Annotated in this window: 15 protein-coding genes; 8 read left to right on the top strand and 7 right to left on the bottom strand. The window is 37.9% G+C overall.

Annotation, left to right across the window (positions count from 1 at the left end; translation table 11 throughout):
- Positions 1 to 2 precede the first annotated feature (2 nt).
- Genes Q0947_RS07315 through Q0947_RS07300 form a run of 4 tightly spaced genes read left to right on the top strand, consistent with a single transcriptional unit; the run spans position 3 to position 6,340 of the window.
- Positions 3 to 1,127: an efflux RND transporter periplasmic adaptor subunit gene (locus tag Q0947_RS07315; RefSeq protein WP_299394557.1), complete on the top strand. Its 1,125-nt coding sequence runs from the start codon at positions 3 to 5 to the stop codon at positions 1,125 to 1,127.
- A 19-nt stretch (positions 1,128 to 1,146) separates the two neighbouring features.
- The gene (locus tag Q0947_RS07310) at positions 1,147 to 4,299 is read left to right on the top strand and encodes an efflux RND transporter permease subunit (RefSeq protein ID WP_299394553.1); all 3,153 of its coding nucleotides are present in this window, start codon (positions 1,147 to 1,149) and stop codon (positions 4,297 to 4,299) included.
- Positions 4,296 to 5,723, top strand: a complete 1,428-nt coding sequence (locus Q0947_RS07305) for an efflux transporter outer membrane subunit (RefSeq protein ID WP_299394549.1) — start codon at positions 4,296 to 4,298, stop codon at positions 5,721 to 5,723. Before Q0947_RS07310 ends, Q0947_RS07305 begins: the two co-directional genes overlap by 4 nt.
- An 11-nt stretch (positions 5,724 to 5,734) precedes the next feature.
- Entirely contained in the window at positions 5,735 to 6,340 is a 606-nt protein-coding gene (locus Q0947_RS07300) for a TetR/AcrR family transcriptional regulator (RefSeq protein WP_299394545.1), read from the top strand.
- A 33-nt stretch (positions 6,341 to 6,373) separates the two neighbouring features.
- Here Q0947_RS07300 and Q0947_RS07295 read toward each other — a convergent pair whose 3' ends face one another.
- Positions 6,374 to 7,081: a redoxin domain-containing protein gene (locus Q0947_RS07295; protein ID WP_299394540.1), complete on the bottom strand. Its 708-nt coding sequence runs from the start codon at positions 7,079 to 7,081 to the stop codon at positions 6,374 to 6,376.
- A gap of 178 nt (positions 7,082 to 7,259) precedes the next feature.
- On the opposite strand from Q0947_RS07295, the gene Q0947_RS07290 reads away from it, so the two are divergent.
- Entirely contained in the window at positions 7,260 to 7,655 is a 396-nt protein-coding gene (locus Q0947_RS07290; RefSeq protein WP_299394535.1) for a hypothetical protein, read from the top strand.
- Between the two features lie 68 nt (positions 7,656 to 7,723).
- Here the strand turns inward: Q0947_RS07290 and Q0947_RS07285 are convergent, their stop codons facing one another.
- A complete protein-coding gene (locus Q0947_RS07285; protein WP_299394530.1) occupies positions 7,724 to 8,725 on the bottom strand; it encodes an NAD(P)H-dependent glycerol-3-phosphate dehydrogenase in 1,002 nt (333 codons plus the stop codon).
- Positions 8,726 to 8,978: 253 nt separating this feature from the next.
- Between Q0947_RS07285 and Q0947_RS07280 the strand changes: the two genes are divergently transcribed.
- A complete protein-coding gene (locus tag Q0947_RS07280; protein WP_299394526.1) occupies positions 8,979 to 9,932 on the top strand; it encodes a nicotinic acid mononucleotide adenyltransferase in 954 nt (317 codons plus the stop codon).
- A 172-nt stretch (positions 9,933 to 10,104) separates the two neighbouring features.
- Entirely contained in the window at positions 10,105 to 10,602 is a 498-nt protein-coding gene (gene lysM, locus Q0947_RS07275; RefSeq protein WP_299394521.1) for a peptidoglycan-binding protein LysM, read from the top strand.
- Between the two features lie 40 nt (positions 10,603 to 10,642).
- Here the strand turns inward: lysM and Q0947_RS07270 are convergent, their stop codons facing one another.
- Together Q0947_RS07270 and mfd are read right to left on the bottom strand one after the other, a co-directional pair.
- Entirely contained in the window at positions 10,643 to 11,965 is a 1,323-nt protein-coding gene (locus tag Q0947_RS07270; protein WP_299394518.1) for a thioredoxin-like domain-containing protein, read from the bottom strand.
- Positions 11,966 to 12,018: 53 nt separating this feature from the next.
- Positions 12,019 to 15,378, bottom strand: a complete 3,360-nt coding sequence (gene mfd, locus Q0947_RS07265) for a transcription-repair coupling factor (protein WP_299394515.1) — start codon at positions 15,376 to 15,378, stop codon at positions 12,019 to 12,021.
- Between the two features lie 234 nt (positions 15,379 to 15,612).
- On the opposite strand from mfd, the gene Q0947_RS07260 reads away from it, so the two are divergent.
- The gene (locus Q0947_RS07260; RefSeq protein ID WP_299394513.1) at positions 15,613 to 16,044 is read left to right on the top strand and encodes a TerB family tellurite resistance protein; all 432 of its coding nucleotides are present in this window, start codon (positions 15,613 to 15,615) and stop codon (positions 16,042 to 16,044) included.
- Between the two features lie 131 nt (positions 16,045 to 16,175).
- Here Q0947_RS07260 and Q0947_RS07255 read toward each other — a convergent pair whose 3' ends face one another.
- From Q0947_RS07255 to Q0947_RS07245, 3 genes are all read right to left on the bottom strand, one after another.
- Positions 16,176 to 16,613, bottom strand: a complete 438-nt coding sequence (locus Q0947_RS07255; protein WP_299394510.1) for a hypothetical protein — start codon at positions 16,611 to 16,613, stop codon at positions 16,176 to 16,178.
- Positions 16,614 to 16,673: 60 nt separating this feature from the next.
- A complete protein-coding gene (gene pbpC / locus Q0947_RS07250) occupies positions 16,674 to 19,025 on the bottom strand; it encodes a penicillin-binding protein 1C (protein WP_299394505.1) in 2,352 nt (783 codons plus the stop codon).
- 186 nt (positions 19,026 to 19,211) lie between these two features.
- Entirely contained in the window at positions 19,212 to 24,794 is a 5,583-nt protein-coding gene (locus Q0947_RS07245) for an MG2 domain-containing protein (protein WP_299394501.1), read from the bottom strand.
- Between the last annotated feature and the right edge of the window lie 4 nt (positions 24,795 to 24,798).

The following is a 24,798-nucleotide window of genomic DNA, read 5'->3' as shown; positions in this document are numbered from 1 at the left end:
CAATGAAAACAACCAAACTTCCATTAGTATTCGCTTTAAGCATATTAGCTCTCTTTATGAGCTGTGGAGAAAAAGAACAAGCACCACAAGGGCCACAAGGGCCAATGCCATTTCAAGTCACTGAAATTCCTCAAAAAACAGTAACTGGCTATACCACTTATCCAACAAGTATTGAAGGAGTCAACAATAGTGAGGTGCGTGCAAAAATTTCAGGTTACATTACTGACGTCTTAGTTGATGAGGGTCAAAAAGTTAGAAAAGGTCAAACCCTTTTTAGATTGGAAACCCAATCCTTGAATCAAGATGCTGCTGCTGCAAAAGCAAATGTTAATGCGGCGCAAGTTGAAGTTGAAAAACTAAAACCATTAGTAGAGAAAAACATTATTAGTGAAGTACAATTAGCGACTGCAAAAGCAAAGTTGCAACAAGCTCAAAGTGCTTATAACAGTATTGGTGCAAACATTGGTTACGGTAACATTACAAGCCCTGTAGATGGCTATGTTGGTGCTATCAGACTTCGTAAAGGGTCTTTAGTAAGTCCTTCAAATCAAGAGCCACTAACTACCGTTTCTGACATCAGTAAAGTGTATGCTTATTTCTCTATGAATGAGAGAGAATATCTTGATTTCATTCAAAACGCTGAAGGCAATACGATTGAAGATAAAATTAAGAATCTTCCTAAAGTCACTTTAATTTTAGCTAACGGATCTGAATACCAAAAAGAAGGAACTGTTGAGACTATCAACTCTCAAGTTAATGCTAATACAGGTTCTATCTCCTTCCGTGCCGTTTTTGATAATGATGCAAGACTTTTAACCAACGGGAACAGTGGAAAAATCAGAGTTCCTAAAACCTATAAAGATGCTATTGTAGTTCCACAAGAATCTACTTACGAGCGTCAAGGCAGTTACTATGTCTATAAAATTGCAGAGGACGATATGGCTGTTTCAACACGTATCAATGTGTTAGCTACTGTTGGAAATATGTATGTGCTTTCAGACGGCCTTAAAAAAGGCGATAAAATTGTCGCAAAAGGTGTTGCAAAATTAAGAGGTGATACACCAGTAAAACCTATGGAAATCCCTTTTGATAGCATCGCAAAACCTATTGAAAAAACTTTCAGATAATCAACCAAGATAAGAACTTATGTTAAAAATTTTCATAGAAAGACCCGTACTTTCAACGGTTATCTCCATCATTATCGTCATTTTGGGGTTCCTTGGTCTTAGTACCTTACCTATTACGCAGTACCCTGATATTGCACCACCAACTATTACAGTAAATGCCACCTATCCTGGAGCAAATGCTGAAACTATTTTGCAGAGTGTTATCATTCCTATAGAAGAGCAAATTAATGGTGTGGAAGGGATGACGTACATCACTTCAAGTGCTTCCAATACAGGAACAGCGACTATTACCGTGTTTTTTGAACAGGATGTAGATCCGGATATCGCTGCGGTAAACGTACAAAACCGTGTGTCGCGCGCCAATTCACAATTACCACAAGCAGTATTGCAAACTGGGGTTACGACGTCTAAACAGCAGACGAGTGCCTTGATGTTTATGTCATTTTACAGTACTAACACTGATTATGACGACACATTTATACAGAATTACCTTAAGATCAACGTTATCCCAGAAATACAAAGGGTTAATGGTGTAGGTAATGTGAATGTTTTTGGAGCGAAAGATTACGCGATGCGCATCTGGTTAAAACCTGATAAAATGGCCGCTTACGGCTTAATCCCTACAGATGTAACCGCTGCTTTACGCGAACAAAGTTTAGAAGCTGCAGCTGGTTCTTTAGGTGAAAATGATGGTGAAGCTTTTAATTATGTTATTAAATACGGCGGACGTTTTAAAACGGAAGCACAGTACAGCAACATTATTATTAAAGCATTAGGGAGTGGCCAATTCTTGAAATTATCAGATGTTGCTGATATTGAATTGGGCGCACAATCCTATGGCGGAGGTTCTATTACTAACGGATTACCGGCGGTAAATATGGGTATCTTCCAAACTAAAGGATCTAATGCACGTGATATTATTATAGAAATTGAAAGTAAATTAGAAGAGATTAAAGCGGAATTACCAAAAGGTATTGAAGTCTTCGTCCCATATAACACGAACGATTTCTTGAACGCTTCCATCGAAAAAGTGGTAAAAACTTTAGCAGAAGCCTTCTTATTGGTGTTCTTAGTTGTGTTTATTTTCTTACAAGATTTTAGATCAACTTTAATTCCTGCCATTGCGGTGCCGGTATCGATTATTGGTACGTTCTTCTTCCTTAACCTTTTTGGATATTCCATAAATCTATTAACCCTTTTCGCATTGGTATTGGCCATTGGTATTGTGGTGGATGATGCTATTGTGGTTGTTGAAGCGGTGCATGCGAAAATTGATGAAGGTGAAAGCGACCCTAAAAAGGCGACGTTTGCAGCGATGCACGATATTTCTGGAGCGATTATTTCAATCACCCTAGTGATGTCAGCGGTATTTATTCCGGTAACGTTTATTAAAGGTCCTACAGGGGTTTTCTACGAGCAGTTTGGTGTGACGCTTATTGTAGCGATTATCATTTCAGCAATTAACGCGTTAACCCTGAGTCCTGCATTGTGTGCCCTGTTCTTAAAAGGACATGATGACAAACACAGCAGCAAGAAAAAAGGATTCCTCGGACGTTTCTTTGACGGCTTTAACAGAGGATTTGACGCAACCGTAACTAAATATGGTAAATCTGTTCACTTTTTATACAGACACAAGTGGATTACCGTAGTCTTATTACTGGTTTCTGTTGGTGCCATCTTATGGTCGTCATCAGAATTGAAAACAGGATTTGTACCAGATGAAGATAGAGGTATTGTTTTCGTAAACGTTGAACTTCCTGCGGGATCTTCAATAGACAGAACTGATAAAGTAAACAAAGAATTATACGATAAATTAATCCAGATTCCTGGTGTTAAAGGCGGATCTATCATTAAAGGAAGTAGTTTCTTAGGCGGTGCTGGTAGTAACAACGGTTTAGGTTTTATCCGTTTGGATGACTTAGAAGATAGAACCTCAGACGACCTTTCGGCAGAAAGTATTACAGCAAAAATGTTTGGTGTAGCTGCTCAAATACCTGATGCAAACATTATCTTTTTCTCACCTCCAAGTATCCCTGGTTTTGGTAACTCGGCTGGTGTAGAAGTGAATTTATTAGACCGTTCTGGCGGAAGTTTTACAGATCTTGACGCCGTGACGCAAGAATTCATCGGAAAATTATCAGCACGACCTGAAATTCAATATGCACGTTCATCGTTCAACACCAACTATCCGCAATATGAGATAGAACTTAATGCAGAATTGGCAAAAGAATTGGGTGTTCCTATTAGTGATGTTTTCTCAACACTACAGGGATATATTGGAAGTATTTTTGCTGCCGATTTCTCAAGATTTGGCAAACAATACCGTGTGTATGTTCAAGCATTACCTGAAGATCGTGCCAATGAAAGCGATTTAGGCAAACTATATGTACGTACAGCTACGGGCGAAATGACACCAATTACAACGTTTGTAAACTTAAAAAGAGTGTACGGACCACAAGCGGTAACACGTTTTAACCTGTTCAACTCTGTAACTTTAAATGCCGCGGTTATGCCGGGTTATAGTACTGGTGACGCCATTAAAGCGGTAGATGAAGTGGCTCAAACTTTACCTACCAATTATACAACGGCTTATTCAGGATTAACACGTGAGGAAGTAAATGCAGGAAACCAAACCACCATGATTTTCATGTTGTCTTTAGTGTTTGTGTATTTCTTATTGGCAGCACAGTACGAAAGTTATTTGATTCCGTTATCTGTACTTCTGTCCTTGCCATTGGGTGTATTTGGAGCGTATTTTGTCACGCAACTGGCAGGATTGCAAAACAACATCTATTTCCAAATTGCACTGATTATGCTCCTCGGACTCTTGGCTAAAAACGCGATTCTGATTGTGGAGTTTGCGCTACAGCGACGTCGAAATGGAGAGACTATTTTAATGGCTGCCGTTAATGGTGCAGAAGCACGTTTACGTCCAATTTTGATGACTTCATTCGCATTTATCCTTGGTTTAACGCCATTAGTATTTGCAAGTGGCGTAGGTGCTGGAGGAAACCGATCCATTGGTACAGGAGCCGTTGGTGGCTTGCTGATAGGAACAGTACTTGGGGTGTTTGTTATTCCAATATTATTCATCTTTTTCCAATGGCTACAGGAAAAAATTTCTGGAGCACCACAACCAAAAGTAGAACTTAAAGAAGATTCAAACTCATGATAGCAATTTTTAAAAACCGCACTATGAACTATATGGTAATGCTGACCGTTTCAGCATTTACCTTACAAAGTTGCTTTGTAGCAAAAGATTACCAACGTCCACAATTGGAGGAAACGCAAAATTTATTCAGAACGGATGCGTTGCCAACGGATAGTCTTTCAATGTCAGATTTGTCATGGAAGGAATTGTTTAACGATCCTTATTTGGTGCAATATATTGAGCAAGGTCTTCAAAATAACATTGATATCCGTGTGGCCATTCAGCAAGTATTGGCAGCAGAAGCGTATGTAAAGCAAGGAAAAGCTGGTTTTTTACCAACGCTCAATGCTAGTGCAGATGCGTCTAGATCTTATTTTTCCGATAACGGACCACAAGGTGCACAGTTAAGCGGCAGTGGAAAAGACCATATTGATCAATTTCAGATTGGTGGAAACTTATCTTGGGAAGCTGATATCTGGGGAAAAATTAGAAGCAACAAACGTGCGTTGGAAGCTGATTATTTGAGAACTGTAGCTGCACATCAAGCGGTTAAATCGCGATTGGTATCTAATATTGCAGCCACCTATTACCAATTGCTTGCTTTAGATGCACAATTGGAAATCACGAAAAAAAGTGTGATGGTTAGAGATAGTAGTGTAAGCACTATTCAAGCATTAAAAGATGCTGGAAATGTAACGCAAGTTGCGGTAGATCAAAACATCGCTCAGTATAACAGCGCAAGAGCATTACAAGTAGATTTAGAGACTGCTATTTTTCATACTGAAAACACTTTAAGTATTTTGTTGGGGCAACAGCCTCAAAAGTATGCGCGTAGTGTTTTGGACGAGCAACAATTGCAATCTGATTTAAAATTAGGCGTTCCAACAACGTTATTGCGCAACAGACCTGATGTTATTGCTGCTGAATACAACTTAGTGAGAGCTTTTGAGCTGAACAACGTGGCACGTAGCAGCTTTTATCCGTCGTTAAGAATTTCAGCGTCTGGAGGATTCCAAAGTTTGGAATTGGATCAATTGCTAAACACAAACTCCTTATTCGCTAATATTCTTGGTGGGTTAACACAACCTATCCTTAATCAGCGTAAAATCAGAACTCAAAAAGAAGTTGCTGAAGCACAACAAGAACAAGCGTTGTTAGAGTTTAAACGCGCTTTATTAATCGCTGGAAGCGAAGTTTCCAATGCATTATACGCTTACAACGCCGAATCAAAAAAATTCGAATTTAGAGCGCTGGAGGTTGAAGCCTTAAGAAATGCAGAAAGCAATTCTTCAGAATTATTGAAAAACGGTTACGCCAATTACTTGGATTTATTGACCGCTAGACAAAGTGCCTTAAACGCAGAACTAAATGTAATTAATAGCAAATTGCAGCAGTTATTAACAGTTGTTGATTTATACGAAGCCCTTGGTGGTGGTTGGAAATAATCGCACTTGAAATGACTACAAAATCGGATCTTTTGGAATGCTCAATTCTAAACTTCACCCAATTTGGAAGTAAAGGTTTTACTTTAGATGAATTGGCAAGTTCTTTGGGCATTTCAAAAAAGACGATTTATAAATATTTTGACAATAAGGAGGATTTAGTCTCACAAAGCCTAAAACATTTATTGGATAAATACCTTGCAGATATTGATGGCATCATCAATAATGCAACAGAAGACCCGATTGAAAAGATCATCCTGATCTACAAAAAAGGTTTTGAATACCTCAAACATTTTAAGCCGTCATTCCTTTTCGGCATAAAAAAATACTACCCAAAGGCCGATAAAGTATTTACTGATTTTTCAGAACAACAGGTTCACGGTACCATTCTATCCTTATTAAAGGAAGCTAAACAGAAAGGATTACTACAGGAAAACATTCAAATTAATCTCATCTGCGATCTCTACTTTTTACGTATTGACAACATCGCTTTTAAGAATGATAATTTGTTCGATTTATATTCCAATACCGTTATTCTCAATCATTTGATTGTTATTAATCTGAAGGGAATTGTGGTCGATGGGTATAGAAATCGATTTTTTGATGCGCTTGCGGCGTAATGTTTAGGTTTTGTGTGGATTGTTGGTGACGTATTACTTCTTCAAATAAGATTCTAAATCAATCTCATCTACATGTCTGAAAATATCTATCAGGCTTCCATTTTGATCAATTACAAGCGTTGATGGAAAATATTTAATTCCATATTTCTCTATAAAATTCCTTCCATTGGCAACCAATTTAAAATTGGAATCTTTTAAATCAAACCCTTTTTCAACGTTACTTTTAGAAGTATCAAAAACAATAATTGCTGCTACGGAGTCCTTATTCGCTAACCCATTAATTTTATCATCAAGCTCCTGAATTTCATGTTTTTTGAAACGAAAAGTTGTAGCTTCCATTTCAAATCTTAGAATTACAATTTTACCTTTTAACTCAGAAAGTATAATGGTATCATTAGAAATGGTGGTTAGTTTAAAATTCGGGAAACTTCCTTTTTGAGGTGAATCTGTAATTGTTTGAAATTCACTATCCTTCAAATTTGGATCATAAAGATAACGTGTAATCCTTCCTTCACTATCAATGACACTTTCCAAAAACAAATTAGGATTCTCTTCAACGAGTTGATTGAAGGTTTCTTCAGGAACTTGAGTGTTTGTGCCTTTATAATAGACCTTTGATACATGAAAATCTTTATCTACATAAGACTTTGTATAAGAGATGCCAATGACACCTTGTTGACTATATGTCGTAGTACTAATCAACAAAATTGCCATTAAAATATTGAATATACTATGCTTCATATACTTGGGATTATGGCGGCAATAATTATATCAATATGAGATAATTACAAAAGATTTAAATTGAGATTAAAACGAATATAGACTAAATTTACTTATAATCAAACGGGAAACCAACATTTCTTAGAAAATAGTAACTTTGCAGAATAATTAAAAAGGAGCCCATTTTCAGGGAATACATATGAAAAAAGACATCGAAATTCCAAAAGTTGAAGGCGTTTACATAGCAGTTGTTAATGAGTACAATGACATCTATAAAACCCAAGATTGGAATGCCTACATCATTAATGACAAAGACGTCGATTTAGAAGTGGTTTTGATCGTTACAAGTGGTTATTCTGAAAAGAAAATGACTTCCATTTTTAGAAAAAAACTAGATGTACTTCCTAAAAAGAGCTATGCTAAAATAGAATTGATGCAGGAAGAACTATTTGCCATCAACAACGAGTTTAAAGTGACGTTTTTTGAAGGCAACACCATGTATGATAAAACCTATCTTTTCAGAAAAAACACCATCAACGAAAGGGCTTTACAGACCATTCCGCTGATGAAGGCAAAGGGTGTTTTAGTAAAATAAAAAAACGCTTCTCCTGATCTGGGAGAAGCGTTTTTAGCTTTAAGGAAGACATTCAAGAAGTTGTATTCCTAATCTAACTTCTCAGTCAATTTCTGAAACGTACGCTTCGGATCTTTTTCTTCATATAAAATTTCATAAACCGCGTTGATTATTGGCAATTTATCTTTGGCTTCACTCTTTTTAGTGAGTTGATACGCGCTTTTAGCAGCATAATACCCTTCAGCCACCATATTCATCTCCATTTGTGCAGATTTAACGGTATACCCCTTACCTATCATATTTCCGAACATGCGATTACGGGAAAAGAGCGAATACCCTGTTACGAGTAAATCTCCCAAATACGCGGAATCGTTGATGTTTCGTTTCATCTTATGACGGCGTTTTATAAAACGTTTCATTTCACGAATGGCATTACTCATCAAAACACTCTGAAAATTATCGCCATAACCCAATCCGTGTGCAATACCAGCGGCAATGGCATAAATATTCTTGAGCATCACGGCATATTCTATTCCAACAACATCATCACTCGTAGAGGTTTTTATATAATCGCTGGATAAGTTTTTAGCGATGGCTTTCGCTTTACTTTCATCTGCGCAAGCAATTGTCAAATACGATAAGCGCTCTAAAGCCACTTCTTCAGCATGACAAGGTCCCGCAATGACGGCTGTATTTTCGAAAGGCACCTGATGCGCATCGTGAAAATGTTCGCCCACCAATTTTCCGGTTTCAGGCATAATGCCTTTTACCGCTGAAACAATGATTTTATTTTTAACATCTACCGTCAACTTCAACAATTCGTCGTGAATAAAAGCCGAAGGAATCACGAAAATCAAAACATCAGCATAGGCTGCCATTTCATTGATATCATTGCTCAATTTAAGCTGCGACGGTTTAAACTCAACCGAGCTTAAATAACTCGGGTTATGTTGCTCTTTTAACAAGTGCTCTTTTATGTAGGCGCTACGCATATACCAACCCACTTCATCAAGATTTTCGCAAAGCATTTTTACAATAGCAGTTGCCCAACTTCCTGATCCAAAAACAGCATATTTTGTAGGTGTATCCATAAGTTTTTATTAATTAATTGACTTCAAAAATACATAAAATTAAGTGTTAAACACATTTCAACACTTCAAGCCCAATATTTTTGGCACGTGTTTTGAAAACTCACAGGTTATAATCTTTAATCTGTTGGATTATGAATTCACGCAAAACCGGATCGACTTCTTAAACTTTAAGATTTGATTTCAAATTATTTGCTGTGTTCGTCAAACTTCGTAAATGGAGCGCTTTCCAAGATTTTAAACTAAAATTGATCAGATGAAAAACATAAAACTACTTTTCGGATTTGTCTTAGTCGCAATCCTATTGACGTCCTGTTCCAAGCAAACAGTGTATGAAGAACCACCTATCGCTCTGAATCAATTATTAGGTTCTTATGATTTGTGGTATGTGGATATTAACCAAACTAAGGGTTACGGTGAAACGCCTTTTTTACAGATTGCCTTTACGCTATCCTTTAAAAATGGCATTCTTTACGCCAACAATAACTTGGTTGGTTTTGGTCCTAACGGTCAAGGCAATGGCTTGGGAATTGATGTGGGCGAATATGATGCCTATGACATGATTTTAGACGTGTACCACGATATTGATGGCTATCAAACGTTTGATGTGTATCAAGTGGATTATGACACGATAGAACTTTACAACCCTAATAACGATACGTCCTATTTTTTACACGGATACCAACGCTCTACCTTTGATTATGACTTCGTATTTTATGATAACATCCACTATTTTTTACAGGAATATAAAGCATGGGAAAAATCTTTTACAAGCCAAAAAGGTGCTCTAAACGAATTTGATAATGAGAATTACCTACAGTTTTTAGCTGGTGGGAATGACTCTGAATTCAGAAGCTCAAAAGACGTTAATATCGCAAATCCGGATAACATTTATTGGGACTATACAGGCGTGTATGGCGTTGGTAATGTTACAGGAAACGCGCATCTAAAAACATTAACATTAGATTATGATTATTTTGACAATGAATTCTTCGAGTTGAGCGTTATTAATGATCAGGAGATAAAATTATATCACGCCAATTCAGGCACAACATATGAATTTATTGGCCGAGGTTACATTCAGTATATGAAACCTGCCGCAGATAAATCGGCTGGAGAAATGAATAAGGAAAGTAACGTCAATACACAGAAAAAACGTAAGCAGAAAACTACAAAAACCGATAACCCTCGGGTAACTAATAGAAGCTAAATTTTGGTTGGTTATTTAGCTTTTAGAAACGCTCATCTGATGAATTTCAGATGAGCGTTCTTCATTTTAACAATATATTGACTATATACACTACAGATTTTCAATTTCTTATCGTAAATTACCTCTTCAATTTTAATCTTAAAAACTATTAATCTTAAAAACTTAAATTAATATGGGACTATTTTCATTTATTAAAAATGCTGGCGCTAAAGTATTTGGCGTTGGGAAAAACGACGCTGAAGAAAAGGCTGAAGTAAAAGTAAAAGCTGCTGCTGATGAGCTAAAAGCTGAGGAGGCTGGCGCTAGAAAACTTGAACAAACAATTAAGGATTTACAACTTAATGTTGAAAATTTAAAAGTACATATTGATGATGATATGGCGACTGTTTCCGGAAAAGCACCTGACCAATCTACTAAAGAAAAGGTGGTTTTAGTTATTGGTAACACCAACGGGATTGCATCTGTTGACGATCAAATGACCGTTGATCATGTAGAGCCAGAAGCACGGTTCCATACGGTTATGAAAGGCGATACACTTGGTAAAATAGCTAAACAATATTATGGCAATGCTATGAAATACCCATTAATATTTGATGCCAACAAACCAATGTTGTCAGATCCTGATAAAATATATCCGGGGCAAGTTCTCCGTATTCCGAGTTTGGAATAAGATAAAAAAAAGAGACTGTTTTTTAACAGTCTCTTTTTTTTTATAAGGTATTTAAAAAGGCTTCTAATTCTTCGAGAGAATAAGGTTTCGCGATGATTTTCTTATCCTTGTCCAACACAAAATAGGTTGGAGTAAGCTCAATGCCATAAACTCCAGTAATCGGATTGTTCCATTTGCCCAATCCTAAAACCTGAATAAAATCAGGATACTTTTCAATTTCCTTCGACCAATTTACGGCATCATCTTCTAGTCCATAAGCCACAACCTTCATTTTGCTTTTAGGTATTTTAGAAATCATTTCTTTCACTTGAGGTAGTTCTGCTAAACAGTGGGAACATTCACTACTCCAAAAAATAAGCAGATAATTTTCAGCGCTATTTAAGCCATGAAGTGATGACTTGACCATTTTGCCTTTCACTTTCATCTCAATAGGGAAATCTTGTGCAACGGATCCAAAAGCGGTGTTTTTATACACGGTAAGTTGCGTGGCAAGCATGTCATTATATTCCTTTTTGGCGAGGTCCAATAAATAAGTGTCCGTAATGTAATTGGCAACAGTAGACTCTTCAAGCTGAACCATAGTATTCCAAACCGAGTGCAATAACACCATTTTTATCTCTGAATTTTCCGCCCCAATATAATTGACCAAATTGTCAATTTGCTGCTTGTAGAATTCTTCTGATGGGTTTGCAGTCATCCCGAACACATAAGCCATTACCCTATCCGATAAAAACTCTGAACTTTGTAAAAGCGGATTGCTGAAATCGACATTTTTTAAATACGTATCCTTCAAATTTGTGGAATAGGTAGCGACGTCTTCATATCCTTTTGGAATGTAAGGTTTGTTCGCTTCTATAAAAACAGAAACCATTGCGTTTTTAGCGGCCAATTCAAAAGCATCCTGTGTTTCTTGAAGGGTTTGAAAAATATCTTTAAAAGCCGCTTCATCATCACTTTGTTGCGCGTAGAAGTTGCTGATGGCACGGTTAATCATCTCAATACTATTGGTATAAGATGCCCACAATTTATTTTCATTAGACTCTTTAAACTCTAAACCTTCCGTTAGGCTAAATTGCAACACAACATCTTCCTTACCATTATAAATCAGGTCAAAATTATGATCCTGTTGCGGCACGCCGTACACAATTTTATAAATGCCTGGAGTGTTGGTGCTATCCAACGCTATTTTAAAATGTCCCTTCTCGTCCACTTTTGCGCGATCCATATAGACAGCACCTGTTGGGTTTGCCTTATACACAAAGGCATATGTAAACTCACTTGCTGGCGAAAACGTACCTTCAATACTGTGTTGCGCCACGAGCAATGTTGGCATTAACGCCAATAATAACATCAATTTTTTCATGCGGACTTCGTTTTATTTTTTAACCTCGTTAGATTTTCAATAGGATTCAATAATCAAGCCACTATAGGCTCTAAAACAGCCAAAGCTTGTTTGACGGTCTTGATATGTTCAAAAGTAAGTAATAATCGTAAACCAGTGCGCGTTTGCTTTTCTTTCATTTTGGCAACGTTAGGACGGGTTTGAATGTATTGCAACACACGTGTAAATCCATGACTTTGATAAAATGGACTTTGCTGATCATTGATAAAATAACCAATCATTTTACCTTGTTTCATGATCACTTTTTCCAAACCGATTTTTGTTGCAATCCATTTGATGCGCACGCTATTCAACAAATCGACCACCTGTTTTGGCATTTCCCCAAAACGATCAATAAGGTCTTTTTCAAATTTCTGAAGTTCTTCCTCAGTTTTGATATCATTCAATTTGGTGTAAAGCGTCAGACGCTCTGTAATGTTATTGACATAATCATCAGGAAACAGAAGCTCAAAATCAGTATCAATGGTGATGTCCTTAACGTATTCTTTTTCTACCAGATCATCCTGATACAAATCTTTAAACTCATTTTCCTTTAATTCTTCAATCGCTTCATTTAAGATTTTTTGATAGGTATCAAATCCAATATCGTTGATAAATCCGCTTTGTTCACCGCCTAATAAATCGCCTGCACCTCTAATTTCCAAATCTTTCATGGCGATATTAAAGCCACTTCCCAACTCCGAAAATTGTTCCAAAGCCGTGATACGTTTTCGGGCATCATCAGTCATTGCAGAATATTCTGGGGTAATAAAATAGCAGAATGCTTTCTTATTGCTTCGTCCGACGCGCCCACGCATCTGATGCAGATCGCTCAACCCGAAATTATTCGCATTATTGATAAAAATAGTGTTCGCATTAGAAACATCCAATCCACTTTCAACAATGGTCGTACTTACCAACACATCAAACTCACTATTCATAAACCCGAGCATTAATTGCTCCAACTTTTTACCGTCTAACTGTCCGTGGCCAATTCCAATTTTAGCATCAGGCACCAAACGTTGAATCATACCGGCAACTTCTTTAATATTTTCTATACGATTATGGATAAAGAACACTTGACCACCACGTTGAATTTCATAAGTTACGGCGTCCCGAATAATTTCCTCGTTAAACCTGATAACGTGACTTTCAATAGGATATCGGTTTGGCGGTGGCGTTGTAATGACCGACAAATCGCGCGCTGCCATTAAACTGAACTGCAAGGTTCTCGGAATTGGCGTCGCGGTTAAGGTCAATACATCCACATTATCCTTCAGCGTCTTTAATTTTTCTTTGACGGCGACACCAAATTTCTGCTCTTCATCAACAATTAGCAGACCTAAATCTTTAAATTTTACATTTTTATTCACCAATTGATGTGTACCAATAACGATGTCCACATGGCCGCTTTCCAAGTGTTCTAAAGTATCTCGTTTTTCTTTGGCGGTACGGAATCGGTTCAAATAATCTACCGTTACCGGGAAATCCTTTAAACGCTCCGTAAAAGTTCTATAATGCTGATAGGCTAAAATGGTCGTAGGCACCAACACGGCCACTTGTTTTCCATTATCAACCGCTTTAAAAGCGGCTCTAATCGCCACCTCCGTTTTTCCGAAGCCAACATCGCCACACACCAATCGATCCATAGGACGTTCACTTTCCATATCGGACTTAATATCAGCTGTAGCCGTACTTTGATCTGGCGTATCTTCGTAAAGAAAAGACGCTTCCAATTCCAATTGCATGGAACTGTCCGGATTGTATTGATATCCTTTTTCAAGTTTTCGCTTGGCGTAAACCTGAATCAAATTGAAAGCAATTTCCTTAACTCTTGTTTTGGTCTTTTGCTTTAAAACTTTCCAAGCATTGCTTCCAAGTTTATAGATTTTTGGCGGTTTTCCATCCTTGCCGTTAAACTTGGTGATTTTATGTAACGAATGGATGCTTAAATACAACACATCGCGTTCGCCATAAATCAATTTTATCGCTTCTTGCTTTTTGCCCTCAACATCAATTTTTTGCAATCCACCAAAACGACCAATTCCATGATCAATATGGGTTACATAATCGCCAATATCTAGTTTTGTAAGCTCCTTAAGCGTAATGGCTTGCTTTTTGGCATATCCATTTTTAAGATGGAACTTGTGATAGCGCTCAAAAATTTGATGATCGGTATAACAAGTAATTTGATTATCATGATCAATAAACCCTTGAAACAAAGACAACACAATGGTTTTATAATGCACGCCCTGCTCTAACGCTCTATGGCGTTCTGTATTGGCATCTTCAAAAATATCATGGAAGCGTTTGGCCTGTTGCTCGCTAACGCAGGCAATATAATTTGTATAGCCTTTATCGTGTAAACTGTTGAGATCTTCAATCAGTAAATCAAATTGTTTATTGAAAGACGGCTGCGGTGCCGTTTGAAATTCGATAGTTTGCGTTCCAAAAATTGAGGCAGTTCCAAACTCGACCAATGTAAAATCGAGCATTTGTCGCTTAAGCAATACAGAGCTACAAAACAATTCTTCTGGTGATGCATGTTTGATTTCTGAAGACAAGGTTTTAAATGCTTCAATTGCCTTTCCATAAAAATCATCGATTCTTGAAAAAAGTAAATCTGCATTTTTCGTAAATACGATTGTTTTCGATGAAATATATTTTAAGAAACTCGCCCGATTTTCATCTAAAAATTTATTCTCAACATTAGGAATAATATTGATTTTTTTAATTTGCTCGGTAGACAATTGTGTCTCCACATCAAAGGTTCGGATACTGTCTACTTCATCACCAAAAAACTCAATTCGGTAGGGCTCGTCATGAGAAAATGAAAAGACGTCTACAATGCCACCACGTACAGAAAATTCGCCAGGTTCAGTTACGAAATCGACCCGTTTAAACTGGTATTCAAACAATACTTCGTTAACAAAATCAATGGACAGATTATCATTGAGGGAAATCTTGAGCGTGTTGCGCTCCAATTCCTTTCTGGTCACGACTTTCTCAAAAAGTGCATCAGGATAGGTGACAATAATAGCTGGTTTTTTACGCGAATTGATTCGATTTAAAACCTCAGCACGCAAAAGAACATTTGCGTTGTCAGTTTCTTCAATTTGATACGGACGCCTGTAGCTGCCGGGATAAAACAATACGTCTTTATCATTTAGCAACAATTCCAAATCATTGAGATAAAAAGCAGCTTCTTCCTTATCATTAAAAACCAATAAAAACGGTCGGTCAGAGGTTTTAAAAGCTTCCGTCAAAACGAAACTAAGAGACGACCCAACGAGACCTTTTAAATGTGTCCTACTTTGATTTACGGCAATAGCAGTTTGCAGATTTTGCGTTTGCAAAGTCTGTGCATAAGATTGCGAGAGATGTGATTTACTCAAGAAAATTTATTTTAAGCAAAGATAAAGTTTAGATTTTAATTGATACTTATTGAAATTGTGAATTTCATCTTAATTATTCGTGCTAATTTTCATGGTTTTACAATGATAAATGGAAGTTTATAAAATTAGATTAGCTTAGGAAGAAGCACATTTTTCATGGTGTTTTTTATTCCGATAATGAAAAAAAAATGTAGTTTTGCACACACCCCTCATTGGGATTAAAACAAAAAAGATATGTCAATTTCAGATTTATTTGATAGCGGATTTAAAAAGCGTAACGAAGATCATTTTGCTTCAATTGTTAGAGTAGCCATGGACGATGGAATTATTACTGACGATGAGAAAGCTTTCTTAGATCGTTTAGCGCGTAATTTGGACATTGGTGAGGAAGATTATAAAATCATCTTAAAAGATTATCAATCACATCCAATCAATCCTCCAACATCATATGACAGACGTTTAGAGCGTTTATTTGATTTGGCTCGTATGGTACATGTGGATCATATACAAGGAGACAAAGAGGAACTATTATTGAAGAAAATTGCGATTGGTCTAGGTTTCAGAACCGATAACGTAAAATATGTAGTAGACAAAGCGTTAACATTAGTTGCTAACGGCGTTGACATCGACACGTTTATTGACGAGATGAAAAACATGAACAGATAAGAAGAATTAAGAGCGTTGCGCTTTTAGTTTAATTAAGGTTGGTTTTTGGATAAAAATCAATCAGCACCACATAAAAAAAACCAGAGTTTATAGCTCTGGTTTTTTTATGGATTGGATTTATGTTTGATGGTTTAAAACCAAGTGTTCCATGGAATTTTCGCCAAGACACTGATCAGTGCCAACGTATAGAAAATAGCCAACACCTTGAATTTTGGTGTGGAAGTTAATTTCTTTTTATGCTTAGAATATCCAATTGTAATCAATACTACCGCAATAATCATCATTAATGGATGTTCCACAATATTTGATCTTAACACAGAATTACCCATTACAGTTTTCATTCCCATATCTGAAATTTGTGTAAAATAAGGACCTGCAAAAAGTACAATCAATCCTATAAGTAATTGAATGTGTGACACGATGAGTGTGAATAGCGAGATTCTAAAATCTATAGGGTGAAATTCTTTTTTCCCGAAGAATTTAAACAGCGCATTGAGAGCCGCAATAACAATCATAAAAAGGGTCAAGTAAGCCCAATAGGAATGCAGCATTTTTACAGTTTCGTACATAGTTATTTGTTTGAATGGTTATAGACAAAAATAGTGATTTTAAATCTTCATTTTGAAGCATTATTCTGAAATTTCAATCCACCGCTTACTTTCGTTCCCGAACTCATCAACAACGGTAACGATATGCTTGCCTCGTTGAGGCTTCATGGCAAACTCATGAATGTCTTTCGTACTGCCTAAATAGCGTTCGTCCAAATACCAAAATATCAAGGTTTCAGGTTTGCTGTGTGCTACTTTTAATATTAAATCATTGGTTTGGCCATCAAAATCCTTTGGCAAAAAGATGGTGTTGTTTTCCTTTGGATAGATGAATTCCATGGCAATAGCATTCTCTCCCAAACAATCTGCCCGAAATGGCGGTAAAGCTTTATAAAATGGGTTTTGAGCCTTGTAATAGTATTCCATTAGCGGCGGTAACACAAACCATGATTTATGAACAATATTACTCAAATCTTCACAAGAGGAATTGACTTGATAGTGTTCTGATCTATCCAAATGCACTAACATATGAAAAGGGCAAGGTGCTGTTTTTAATCCGGTATGCTGAATAAATTTCTCCTCTTTATCAACGCAGTTTGAAGACGCCCTATAACCGGATTGCGTACAGATTTCCACTTCCTGCATTTCATCAAAAGGTTTAGAAAACCACTCGCTATTGGGCAATACATCAAAAACCTCAAACAAAATTGGCGCCGCGGTTTGCACACCTACCAATCCTGGTCTGCCTTCGCCATCCGCATTACCAACCCAAACACCAACTACATAGTCTTTAGTGGTGCCAATAGCCCACGCATCCCGAAACCCGAAACTCGTACCCGTTTTCCAAGCGATTTGTTTGGAACTATCATAAAACTCCCAATTCTCATTGCCTTCCGGCCGATTGACTTCTTTTAGGCTTTCATAAGTCAGATAAATAGAGGCCGCATCGAATAAGGTTTTTTCTGAGGATTTTTTACCGAAATCAATCGTTGTATGATTTAGAAATGTGGGTTCAGTAAATTCATTGGTAAAATATTCGCTAGAAGTTTCATTAAAGTGATTCAAGGTTGACGATAAAGCAGCGTAGCTTTTACATAAATCCCACAGATTACTTTCAGCGCCACCCAAAATTAAAGACAATCCGTAATGGTTGGCATTGTAGGTTAAGTCTTTTAAATGCAACGCCTCCAAATAGTGATGGAAACGGTCCAGTCCGAATTCCTGCAGCATCCGTACTGAAGGTACATTTAAAGAGCGTGATAAGGCCCGACTGGCCGAAACTGCACCGTCATATTGCTTATCAAAATTCTCAGGATTGTAACTTCCAAACTGGGTCGGCACATCCGCCACCAAAGTGTTGGGCAAAATATCTCCCGCGTCCAACATGGCGGCGTATAAAAAAGGTTTTAAAATACTTCCGGTACTCCGTGGTTTATCAATAACATCCACATCCTTCTGATGGGCTTTGTCGGTTGGGGTATTGCCTACATAGGCCAAAACTTTACGTGTTCGGACGTCCAAAACCAGCACAGCGGCGTTGTAAATTTCGTTCTGTTTTAACGTTTGATAATGATTGGATACAATAGTATTGATCTGCTCTTGGATTGGCTTTTTAATCGTGGTTTGTACTGACTGCCCAGAATGGGCTTCAGTAACTTTTTGAAGCAGATGCGGGGCAATTTGTGGCAGCGGATAAGGTTTTTGAGGCAAACCCTCAACAATGGACAATTGATAAGTTAAGGAATCAATAATCTCTTGCTCCATTAATTTGTGCAATAACCGATTGCGCTTTTTATACAACTGCTCCTGATTCTTCCCTGGATAAATCAAACTCGGCGCATTAGGTAACACAGCAAGCGTGGCGCTTTCAGCCCATGATAATTGGGATGCATCTCTATTAAAATACCGCCAAGATGCCGCGTCGAGGCCTACCACATTGCCCCCAAAAGGCGCATTGCTGCTATAGTAGGACAGAATTTTTTCTTTGGATGCCCTAAATTCCAAGCGAGTGGCCAACACGATTTCCTTGATCTTTTCAAAATAGGTGCGAGACTGACCCTTTCTAGATAATCGGATGACTTGTTGTGTAATGGTGCTTCCTCCTCTTTTGACACCGCCTGAACTTAAATTCTCTTTTAAAGCCTTTGCAATCGACACGGGATTGAACCCAAGATGTTGATAAAAATAAGCATCTTCAAATTGAACAATACAGGTTTTGAATTTGTCCGGTACCGTATCGTTTTGCGGAAAACGCCATTGACCGTCTTTGGCAATCATCGCTCCCAAAAGCTCATTTTTAGAACTTGTAATAACGGTTGACGTCGGATCTTTGAACAATTGCCTTGGCAAACAGAAATAATATAGCAACAGCACCACAATAATTAGAGCTGATTTGAATTTGTGGCGTTTTATGTAGGTTAATATCTTGTTCATGAGTAAAGACCTCACAGGTTTTTGAAACCTATGAGGTCTGATTGTAATTTATATTTTAATATTTATTCTAAAAGCCCTTCCGTCTTTAAGCCCATATCTGGGCTTAAAGCCACCTTCCCTTAAAAAGGGAAGAAAGTTTTTGATGTTGCTATATTTAAAAATTTTAGTCTCAGTCTAAAACTAAATCTACCTCAAAACCTCAATCCAGCGTCCTTTACTGCGTACCATAAACTCATTATCATACATGGCTTCTACCTGAATACCTGGCAAATAATAAGTCCCTAAATAAGAAGCATTCAACATGATCGTAAAAGTTTTGGTACCTTCTTTGCCTTTCTGTGGTAAATCAAAATAGAAGTTTACCCTATCGTCCCTGATATCCGTATATCTCGCTGTACTGGTTGTGGTATCGCCGAAAGCAGTAAAACGCGTGTTTAAAATCTCCCATCCCGATGGGAATATTTGGGTCAACGCCACATCGTTCACCTCTTGGTTTTTGAGGTTAGTTACTTTTACCACAGCCACAAAATCTTGCCCTTGATTCAACTTCCCAATATCCAACACATTCCCTTTTAAATCTTTATAAACTACGGAGACACTCAAACCGCGCTGCTCGGAAAGCTCTTCTCCTAGAGGCAATTTTCCAGAATTCAGCACCCGTACATAGACTAAATTATCTTGATTGTTTTTAAAACTGATCGAATTATTTCCATTTTTTACGGCTAATTCACGTTGGGCAATAGCGCTCTTGGTGTCAATAGTTTCCGATTTACCGTTGAACGTATAGCTAACTTCAAGCGATTTTCCGCCATTTGCTTCCACCATTTTCGCCATAGCCAATAAACTATAGGCAGTGGTTTGGGTACTCATCCATTTTGAACTCGACAGATCTTTCGCTAAATCCTGTGCGACTTCACGCATTTTAGGGTTTTTGGTCAACACCATGGTTTCTAAAGCCATGGCACGATTTCTATCCACCGATCCGTAGGTGTAATAATTATATTTTGGCGGCGTATAATTAATATTGGCGGTGCTCGAAATTTTTTGGCTAGCTTCCTTCTGACCTGCTAATACATAAGCTGCTGCCAATCGCCATTTGGCTTCATTGGAAATCTCACTAAACTCCCGTAAGCGGTTCATGGCTGCCAAATCTGGACTTCCTGCCAAAGCAAGCGTATACAAGCGGTATGCTTGTGCCAAATCAGTATTCGGGGTTCTGAAACTCGGGCGCCAATCTCTTGCTGCTTGGGTTTGATAACGCAGCCAATTATTCTTAAACGTCAACGGTAATACAAAGCCTTTTTTCTCGGCTTCCAACATAAAATGTCCGGCATAAGTTGTACTCCAATCATCTACAGTATGCTCGCCCAGCCAATAACTCATGCCGCCAGAAGCCACTTGATAATTGCCCAAGCGCTTTACTCCAGCTTCAATGTTCTTTTGAATGTCCTGTTTCTTCTGATAAGTCAAATCGAAAATATCATTCAAAAACAATTGTGGAAACACTGCCGAGGTCACCTGTTCCAAACACCCGTGTGGATATTGAATTAAATAGTGTAAACGTCTGGTAAAATCCATTGGAGGTAAGGTTGAAAATTCAACTATTGCACTGTTGGTACCTGCTTCTCCAAAGGTTGTAAAATCCATGCTTTTGGAAGCATTGGCTTCCAAAGTTTCATCTATTGATTTTGAGGTGATTGGATTTGGATTATAGACCTCAATATCCACTTTATAACTTGATTTTTCGCCATTACCAGTTGCAATCACCTCAACGGTATTGAAGCCTTTTGACTTACTGACGTCCAACTCAAAATAGGTCATCTGCTCATCTGGTATCGCAAACGTCAGCGATTTAGATGCTGCACCGACTACTGAAATCCCGTCACTTAATTTCAAACTGATATTGACATTTTTCACCTTAGATTCCATGGCAAACACAGTTACCGGTAAAGTCACTTTTTCACCTGGACTGAGTTTACGTGGTAATGTTGCCAACACCATTAATGGTTTTTTGACTTGTACGGATTTCTCCACACTACCGTAAGCTTCGGTTTTCGCATCACCTGCAACAACCATAGCTCTCACGGATCCAATGTAGTTTGGCATTTTAATCTTGTGTGTTTTTCGCTCGCCTGCACCCAAAGTAAACGGTCCCAAATATTTGATCACCGGTTTGAATCGGTTCGGTTTTTTGTTTTTACCGGCAGCAGCATTTGCATCACCTCCAATGGCAAACACCTGATCAATACTTCCACTGTAGGCACCAATGACATCATCAAAAATATCCCAAGTTTTAACTCCCAAAGCTTCACGGGCATAAAATTCGTCCCATGCATTTGGCGTTTTAAATCGGGTGAGATCCAATAAACCTTCTTCCACAATTGCCAACGTATAAGTCATTGGTTTCTTATTCTGCTCACTGACCACCACTTCAAACTCTTGATCAGGTTGCAGCGCATTTGGCATTTTAATTTCCGGTTTCAGTTTCGTTTCTGGATTTTCAACCATCAACGGAATAACCCCATACAAACGAAGTGGCAAATCGTTCGCCGTGGTTGCATGCGGTTGTAATAAGGAAATATTGACAAACACGTTGGGCGCCATGTCTTTTGTAATCGGAATATTGACGGTCGTTTCACCTTGTTTGGTGAGGATCCATTTATAGGAAAGTACTTCTGAGCCATTTTCTATACTGATAAGCGCTCGGCCTTCAGTACCTGACGGAAAGGTGATTTTGGCCGATTGTCCAACATTATAATTCTCCTTATCTGCTGAAAACACCAACATTTTGGCTGCTTCTTTGTCGGTATCTGACGAGTTTTGATACCAATTTTTATAGAAATATGCCGTTCTTCCGGTTGCATGTCCACTCTGAGGATCTGTAATTCTGATTAAATATCTACCACGTTCATGCTCTGGAATATTTAAGGAAAATTTCCCTTTCCCGTTGGCATTTGTCGTCACCTTTTTGTCCAAATAAGGCTTGTGATAGGTACTCGACACGTAACTGGACAGGTTGTCTTCAGATGAATTCCACCACCAGCGCCATTCTATTTTATAGACTTTCACTTCAAGATTTTCACGCTGAATAGGTTTCCCTTTTGCATCGACCGTAACCACATCAAATGTTTGATTTTGATCTGTAAAAAAGGAGCCATTTTTGTTTCCTTCTGGAGATTTTAAACCGACAAAAGAACTGTAAGGCGCATAGGTTTTAGTAAATGCATCCAACGAGAAATCACCACCATTTTCAAAAGCACGCACTAAAAATTGAACGTTCAATAATCCGGGAGAATTTTTACCCACGTTTAAAGGTTTGGTAATGTTTGCGACCCCTTCATCATTTAAGCTGCCTTCAAAAACAGTGAGTTCTTCTGAAGAAAACGAACGGGTAGGATCCACAAACTCATAATCTTTAAAGTTTTTAAAGCCTTCGTAAGAAGTGCTGAACTTGGCTTTAATTTCGGCTTTTAAATTTTTTGCAGGCGTACCATGTAACCACTGTACATCTAACGTTCCGTTCAGAGGCTCGTTGTTAGACAAGATCTCATCTTTAAAATCGATTTTGATTTTTAAGCGGTTTGGCTTGACGGTTTCTACGCGCAATCCTTTATAAAATGACGCGCCGCCAACGGAAACTTTCGCATTGTAACTTCCTGTTTTTCCTTCAGACTCTGTAGGCACTGTAAATCGGTAGAAATTATTAATGTTCTCCGAACTAATATTCTTGTAGATCAGTTTTCCGCTCGGATCCGTTACTTCCATTTTCACCGGATGTCCTTTCGGCAATTTATTATCATTATCATTCAACATAAACGTCAAAAACAACGAATCTCCAGGACGCCAAACACCACGCTCACCGTAGATATAGCCCTTAAGGCTGCGTTGCAGACTGTTTCCTGACACATCAAATTTGCTTAAGGACAATGAATTGCCATCTACCAATTTAATGTAACTCGTATTTTTCCCTTTAGTGACAATAGCAAATGAGGCTACTTTAGTGCTTTTAAATGCTGCCAAGCCTTCACTATCTGTTGTTACTTTTCCAATTTCTTGTTGTTGGAAATTGAACAATCTCACCGTTGCACCCGACTCAGGATTCGTATTTAAAATATTCGAAACTGCAAAATAATACGTGTTATTCGCGCCTTGTTTGGCGATAACACCCAAATTGGACGCAATCAGATTTTGGGAAACAATACGGTTTTCATTAAAATAAGCTTCATGACACGGGTTGTTGCGTTCCTCCAAGTTATAGTTAGATTTTCTATAGCTGTAAATTAAATTATCCCAATATTCTTCCTCACGCAAATCTTCATCTTCCGTGTTGCTTTCATTGTAATTTTCCTGGTAATACTCATTGTAATAATAGTCCTCATAATAATCGTCTTCTGAATTACCTACGTTCGCATAATTATCACAATTAAAGACGGAATACTCTTTTTTGATGCTCAATTCTATGCGGTAATTCGCACCCGGATCGGCATTGAAAAATTTTGAAAGATCAATACTGTAAGCTTTCCATTTCCCATCATTGGCAACCGCATCATTTTGCAAGGTGATGGTTTGTTTGGCAATTCGTCGTCCTACGCGCTTAATAGCCGACTGATTATTGCTCTGAAAATCGTTATCTTGTAAGAACTGCAACACATTATCTTCAAAAATCTTGATTACGCGAACGTCGACCGCCTTCAAATTGACAGCCTCAAAATTGAATTTAAGTTCGTTGGAATTCGGTAATATTGTGCCATTGCTGATAAGACGCACTTGAGGCTTAAGATCTTCAAAAGAAATGGTTTCAGAAAATCCTTTTTTAAGTTTAAAGCCATCGGTATTGGCAATACCTTGATAAACATCAACCAACGCATCACCTACTAATTTCGATTCTGGATACACTTTCAAAACGTTGCCATCCACTATAAACTTTGGATTTTTAGAATTTTGGATGGTTACCAATCCGTCAAAATTTTGTTGCTTGTTTAAGGGATCCGAAAAATTAATGGACACCATTTGCTCAGGTGTTTGAACGACTGAGACATTGACAATCGTGAAATTATTGATGCCAGGAATTTTGAATTTACTTTCGCCAGAATTGCTTGCCTTCATGGCTTTGCCATTCCATTTGACTAGAATTTCACTGTCCTCAAGCAGTCGATTGATACTGTCAATTTTAAACTCAAAAACCCGCTCTTTCCCTGCCGCTTCATTCCACTGTAAATTGAGTTTTTTCCCGTTCTGCCACGCTTCAACAAGTTGTTTTGCGTTTTTAAGATCGATAACATCCGCCGATTTTAAAACCGCCTCCACATACTGCCACTTTTTACTGTAGGATTGTAAATTGGTGGTGGCCACATTAAAACTAGGCGCGATGGTTTTGAACTGGAAGGTATAGGTTTTGAATTCTTTAGGCTGATTTTTATAGAGTTCAGCCAAGTTAATATTTACGGTGTATTCAGTATCCGGTTTAAGCGGTCCATCTTGTTTAAAAACTAAGGTATGCGCATTTTCAACCACTAATTTCCCTTGAACTTTTGGTTCAATTTTGATAAGGTTCTCGTTTATGACCTGCCCCGCAGTCCAACCCTCAACATCATTTGCCAAGCTAATAAGGATAGGATCAGCAACGGATACACGTCCAGCCGTTGTATAACTGATGTAATCTCGGAATTTGAAAAGATTATCAGTGTCTTCATGTTTAGCGTCTTCTTTTTTACAAGACACGACCAGAAGCAATAGAAAAACAAACGCAACGAATTTTTTAAACGGCATAACG

The organism is uncultured Gelidibacter sp., assembly GCF_947500795.1.
In the GTDB taxonomy this organism is placed as follows: domain Bacteria; phylum Bacteroidota; class Bacteroidia; order Flavobacteriales; family Flavobacteriaceae; genus Gelidibacter.
This window is presented reverse-complemented; position numbering and strand designations above follow the sequence as displayed.

What these genes read in the sequence shown, in the direction of transcription:
- Q0947_RS07255 (WP_299394510.1), bottom strand. Translation starts at nt 16,613, where the DNA reads ATGTACGAAACTGTAAAAATGCTGCATTCCTATTGGGCTTACTTGACC.
- Q0947_RS07260 (WP_299394513.1), top strand. Translation starts at nt 15,613, where the DNA reads ATGTCAATTTCAGATTTATTTGATAGCGGATTTAAAAAGCGTAACGAA.
- Q0947_RS07310 (WP_299394553.1), top strand. Translation starts at nt 1,147, where the DNA reads ATGTTAAAAATTTTCATAGAAAGACCCGTACTTTCAACGGTTATCTCC.
- lysM (WP_299394521.1), top strand. Translation starts at nt 10,105, where the DNA reads ATGGGACTATTTTCATTTATTAAAAATGCTGGCGCTAAAGTATTTGGC.
- Q0947_RS07290 (WP_299394535.1), top strand. Translation starts at nt 7,260, where the DNA reads ATGAAAAAAGACATCGAAATTCCAAAAGTTGAAGGCGTTTACATAGCA.
- Q0947_RS07245 (WP_299394501.1), bottom strand. Translation starts at nt 24,794, where the DNA reads ATGCCGTTTAAAAAATTCGTTGCGTTTGTTTTTCTATTGCTTCTGGTC.
- Q0947_RS07285 (WP_299394530.1), bottom strand. Translation starts at nt 8,725, where the DNA reads ATGGATACACCTACAAAATATGCTGTTTTTGGATCAGGAAGTTGGGCA.
- Q0947_RS07300 (WP_299394545.1), top strand. Translation starts at nt 5,735, where the DNA reads ATGACTACAAAATCGGATCTTTTGGAATGCTCAATTCTAAACTTCACC.
- Q0947_RS07270 (WP_299394518.1), bottom strand. Translation starts at nt 11,965, where the DNA reads ATGAAAAAATTGATGTTATTATTGGCGTTAATGCCAACATTGCTCGTG.
- Q0947_RS07315 (WP_299394557.1), top strand. Translation starts at nt 3, where the DNA reads ATGAAAACAACCAAACTTCCATTAGTATTCGCTTTAAGCATATTAGCT.
- pbpC (WP_299394505.1), bottom strand. Translation starts at nt 19,025, where the DNA reads ATGAACAAGATATTAACCTACATAAAACGCCACAAATTCAAATCAGCT.
- Q0947_RS07295 (WP_299394540.1), bottom strand. Translation starts at nt 7,081, where the DNA reads ATGAAGCATAGTATATTCAATATTTTAATGGCAATTTTGTTGATTAGT.
- Q0947_RS07280 (WP_299394526.1), top strand. Translation starts at nt 8,979, where the DNA reads ATGAAAAACATAAAACTACTTTTCGGATTTGTCTTAGTCGCAATCCTA.
- Q0947_RS07305 (WP_299394549.1), top strand. Translation starts at nt 4,296, where the DNA reads ATGATAGCAATTTTTAAAAACCGCACTATGAACTATATGGTAATGCTG.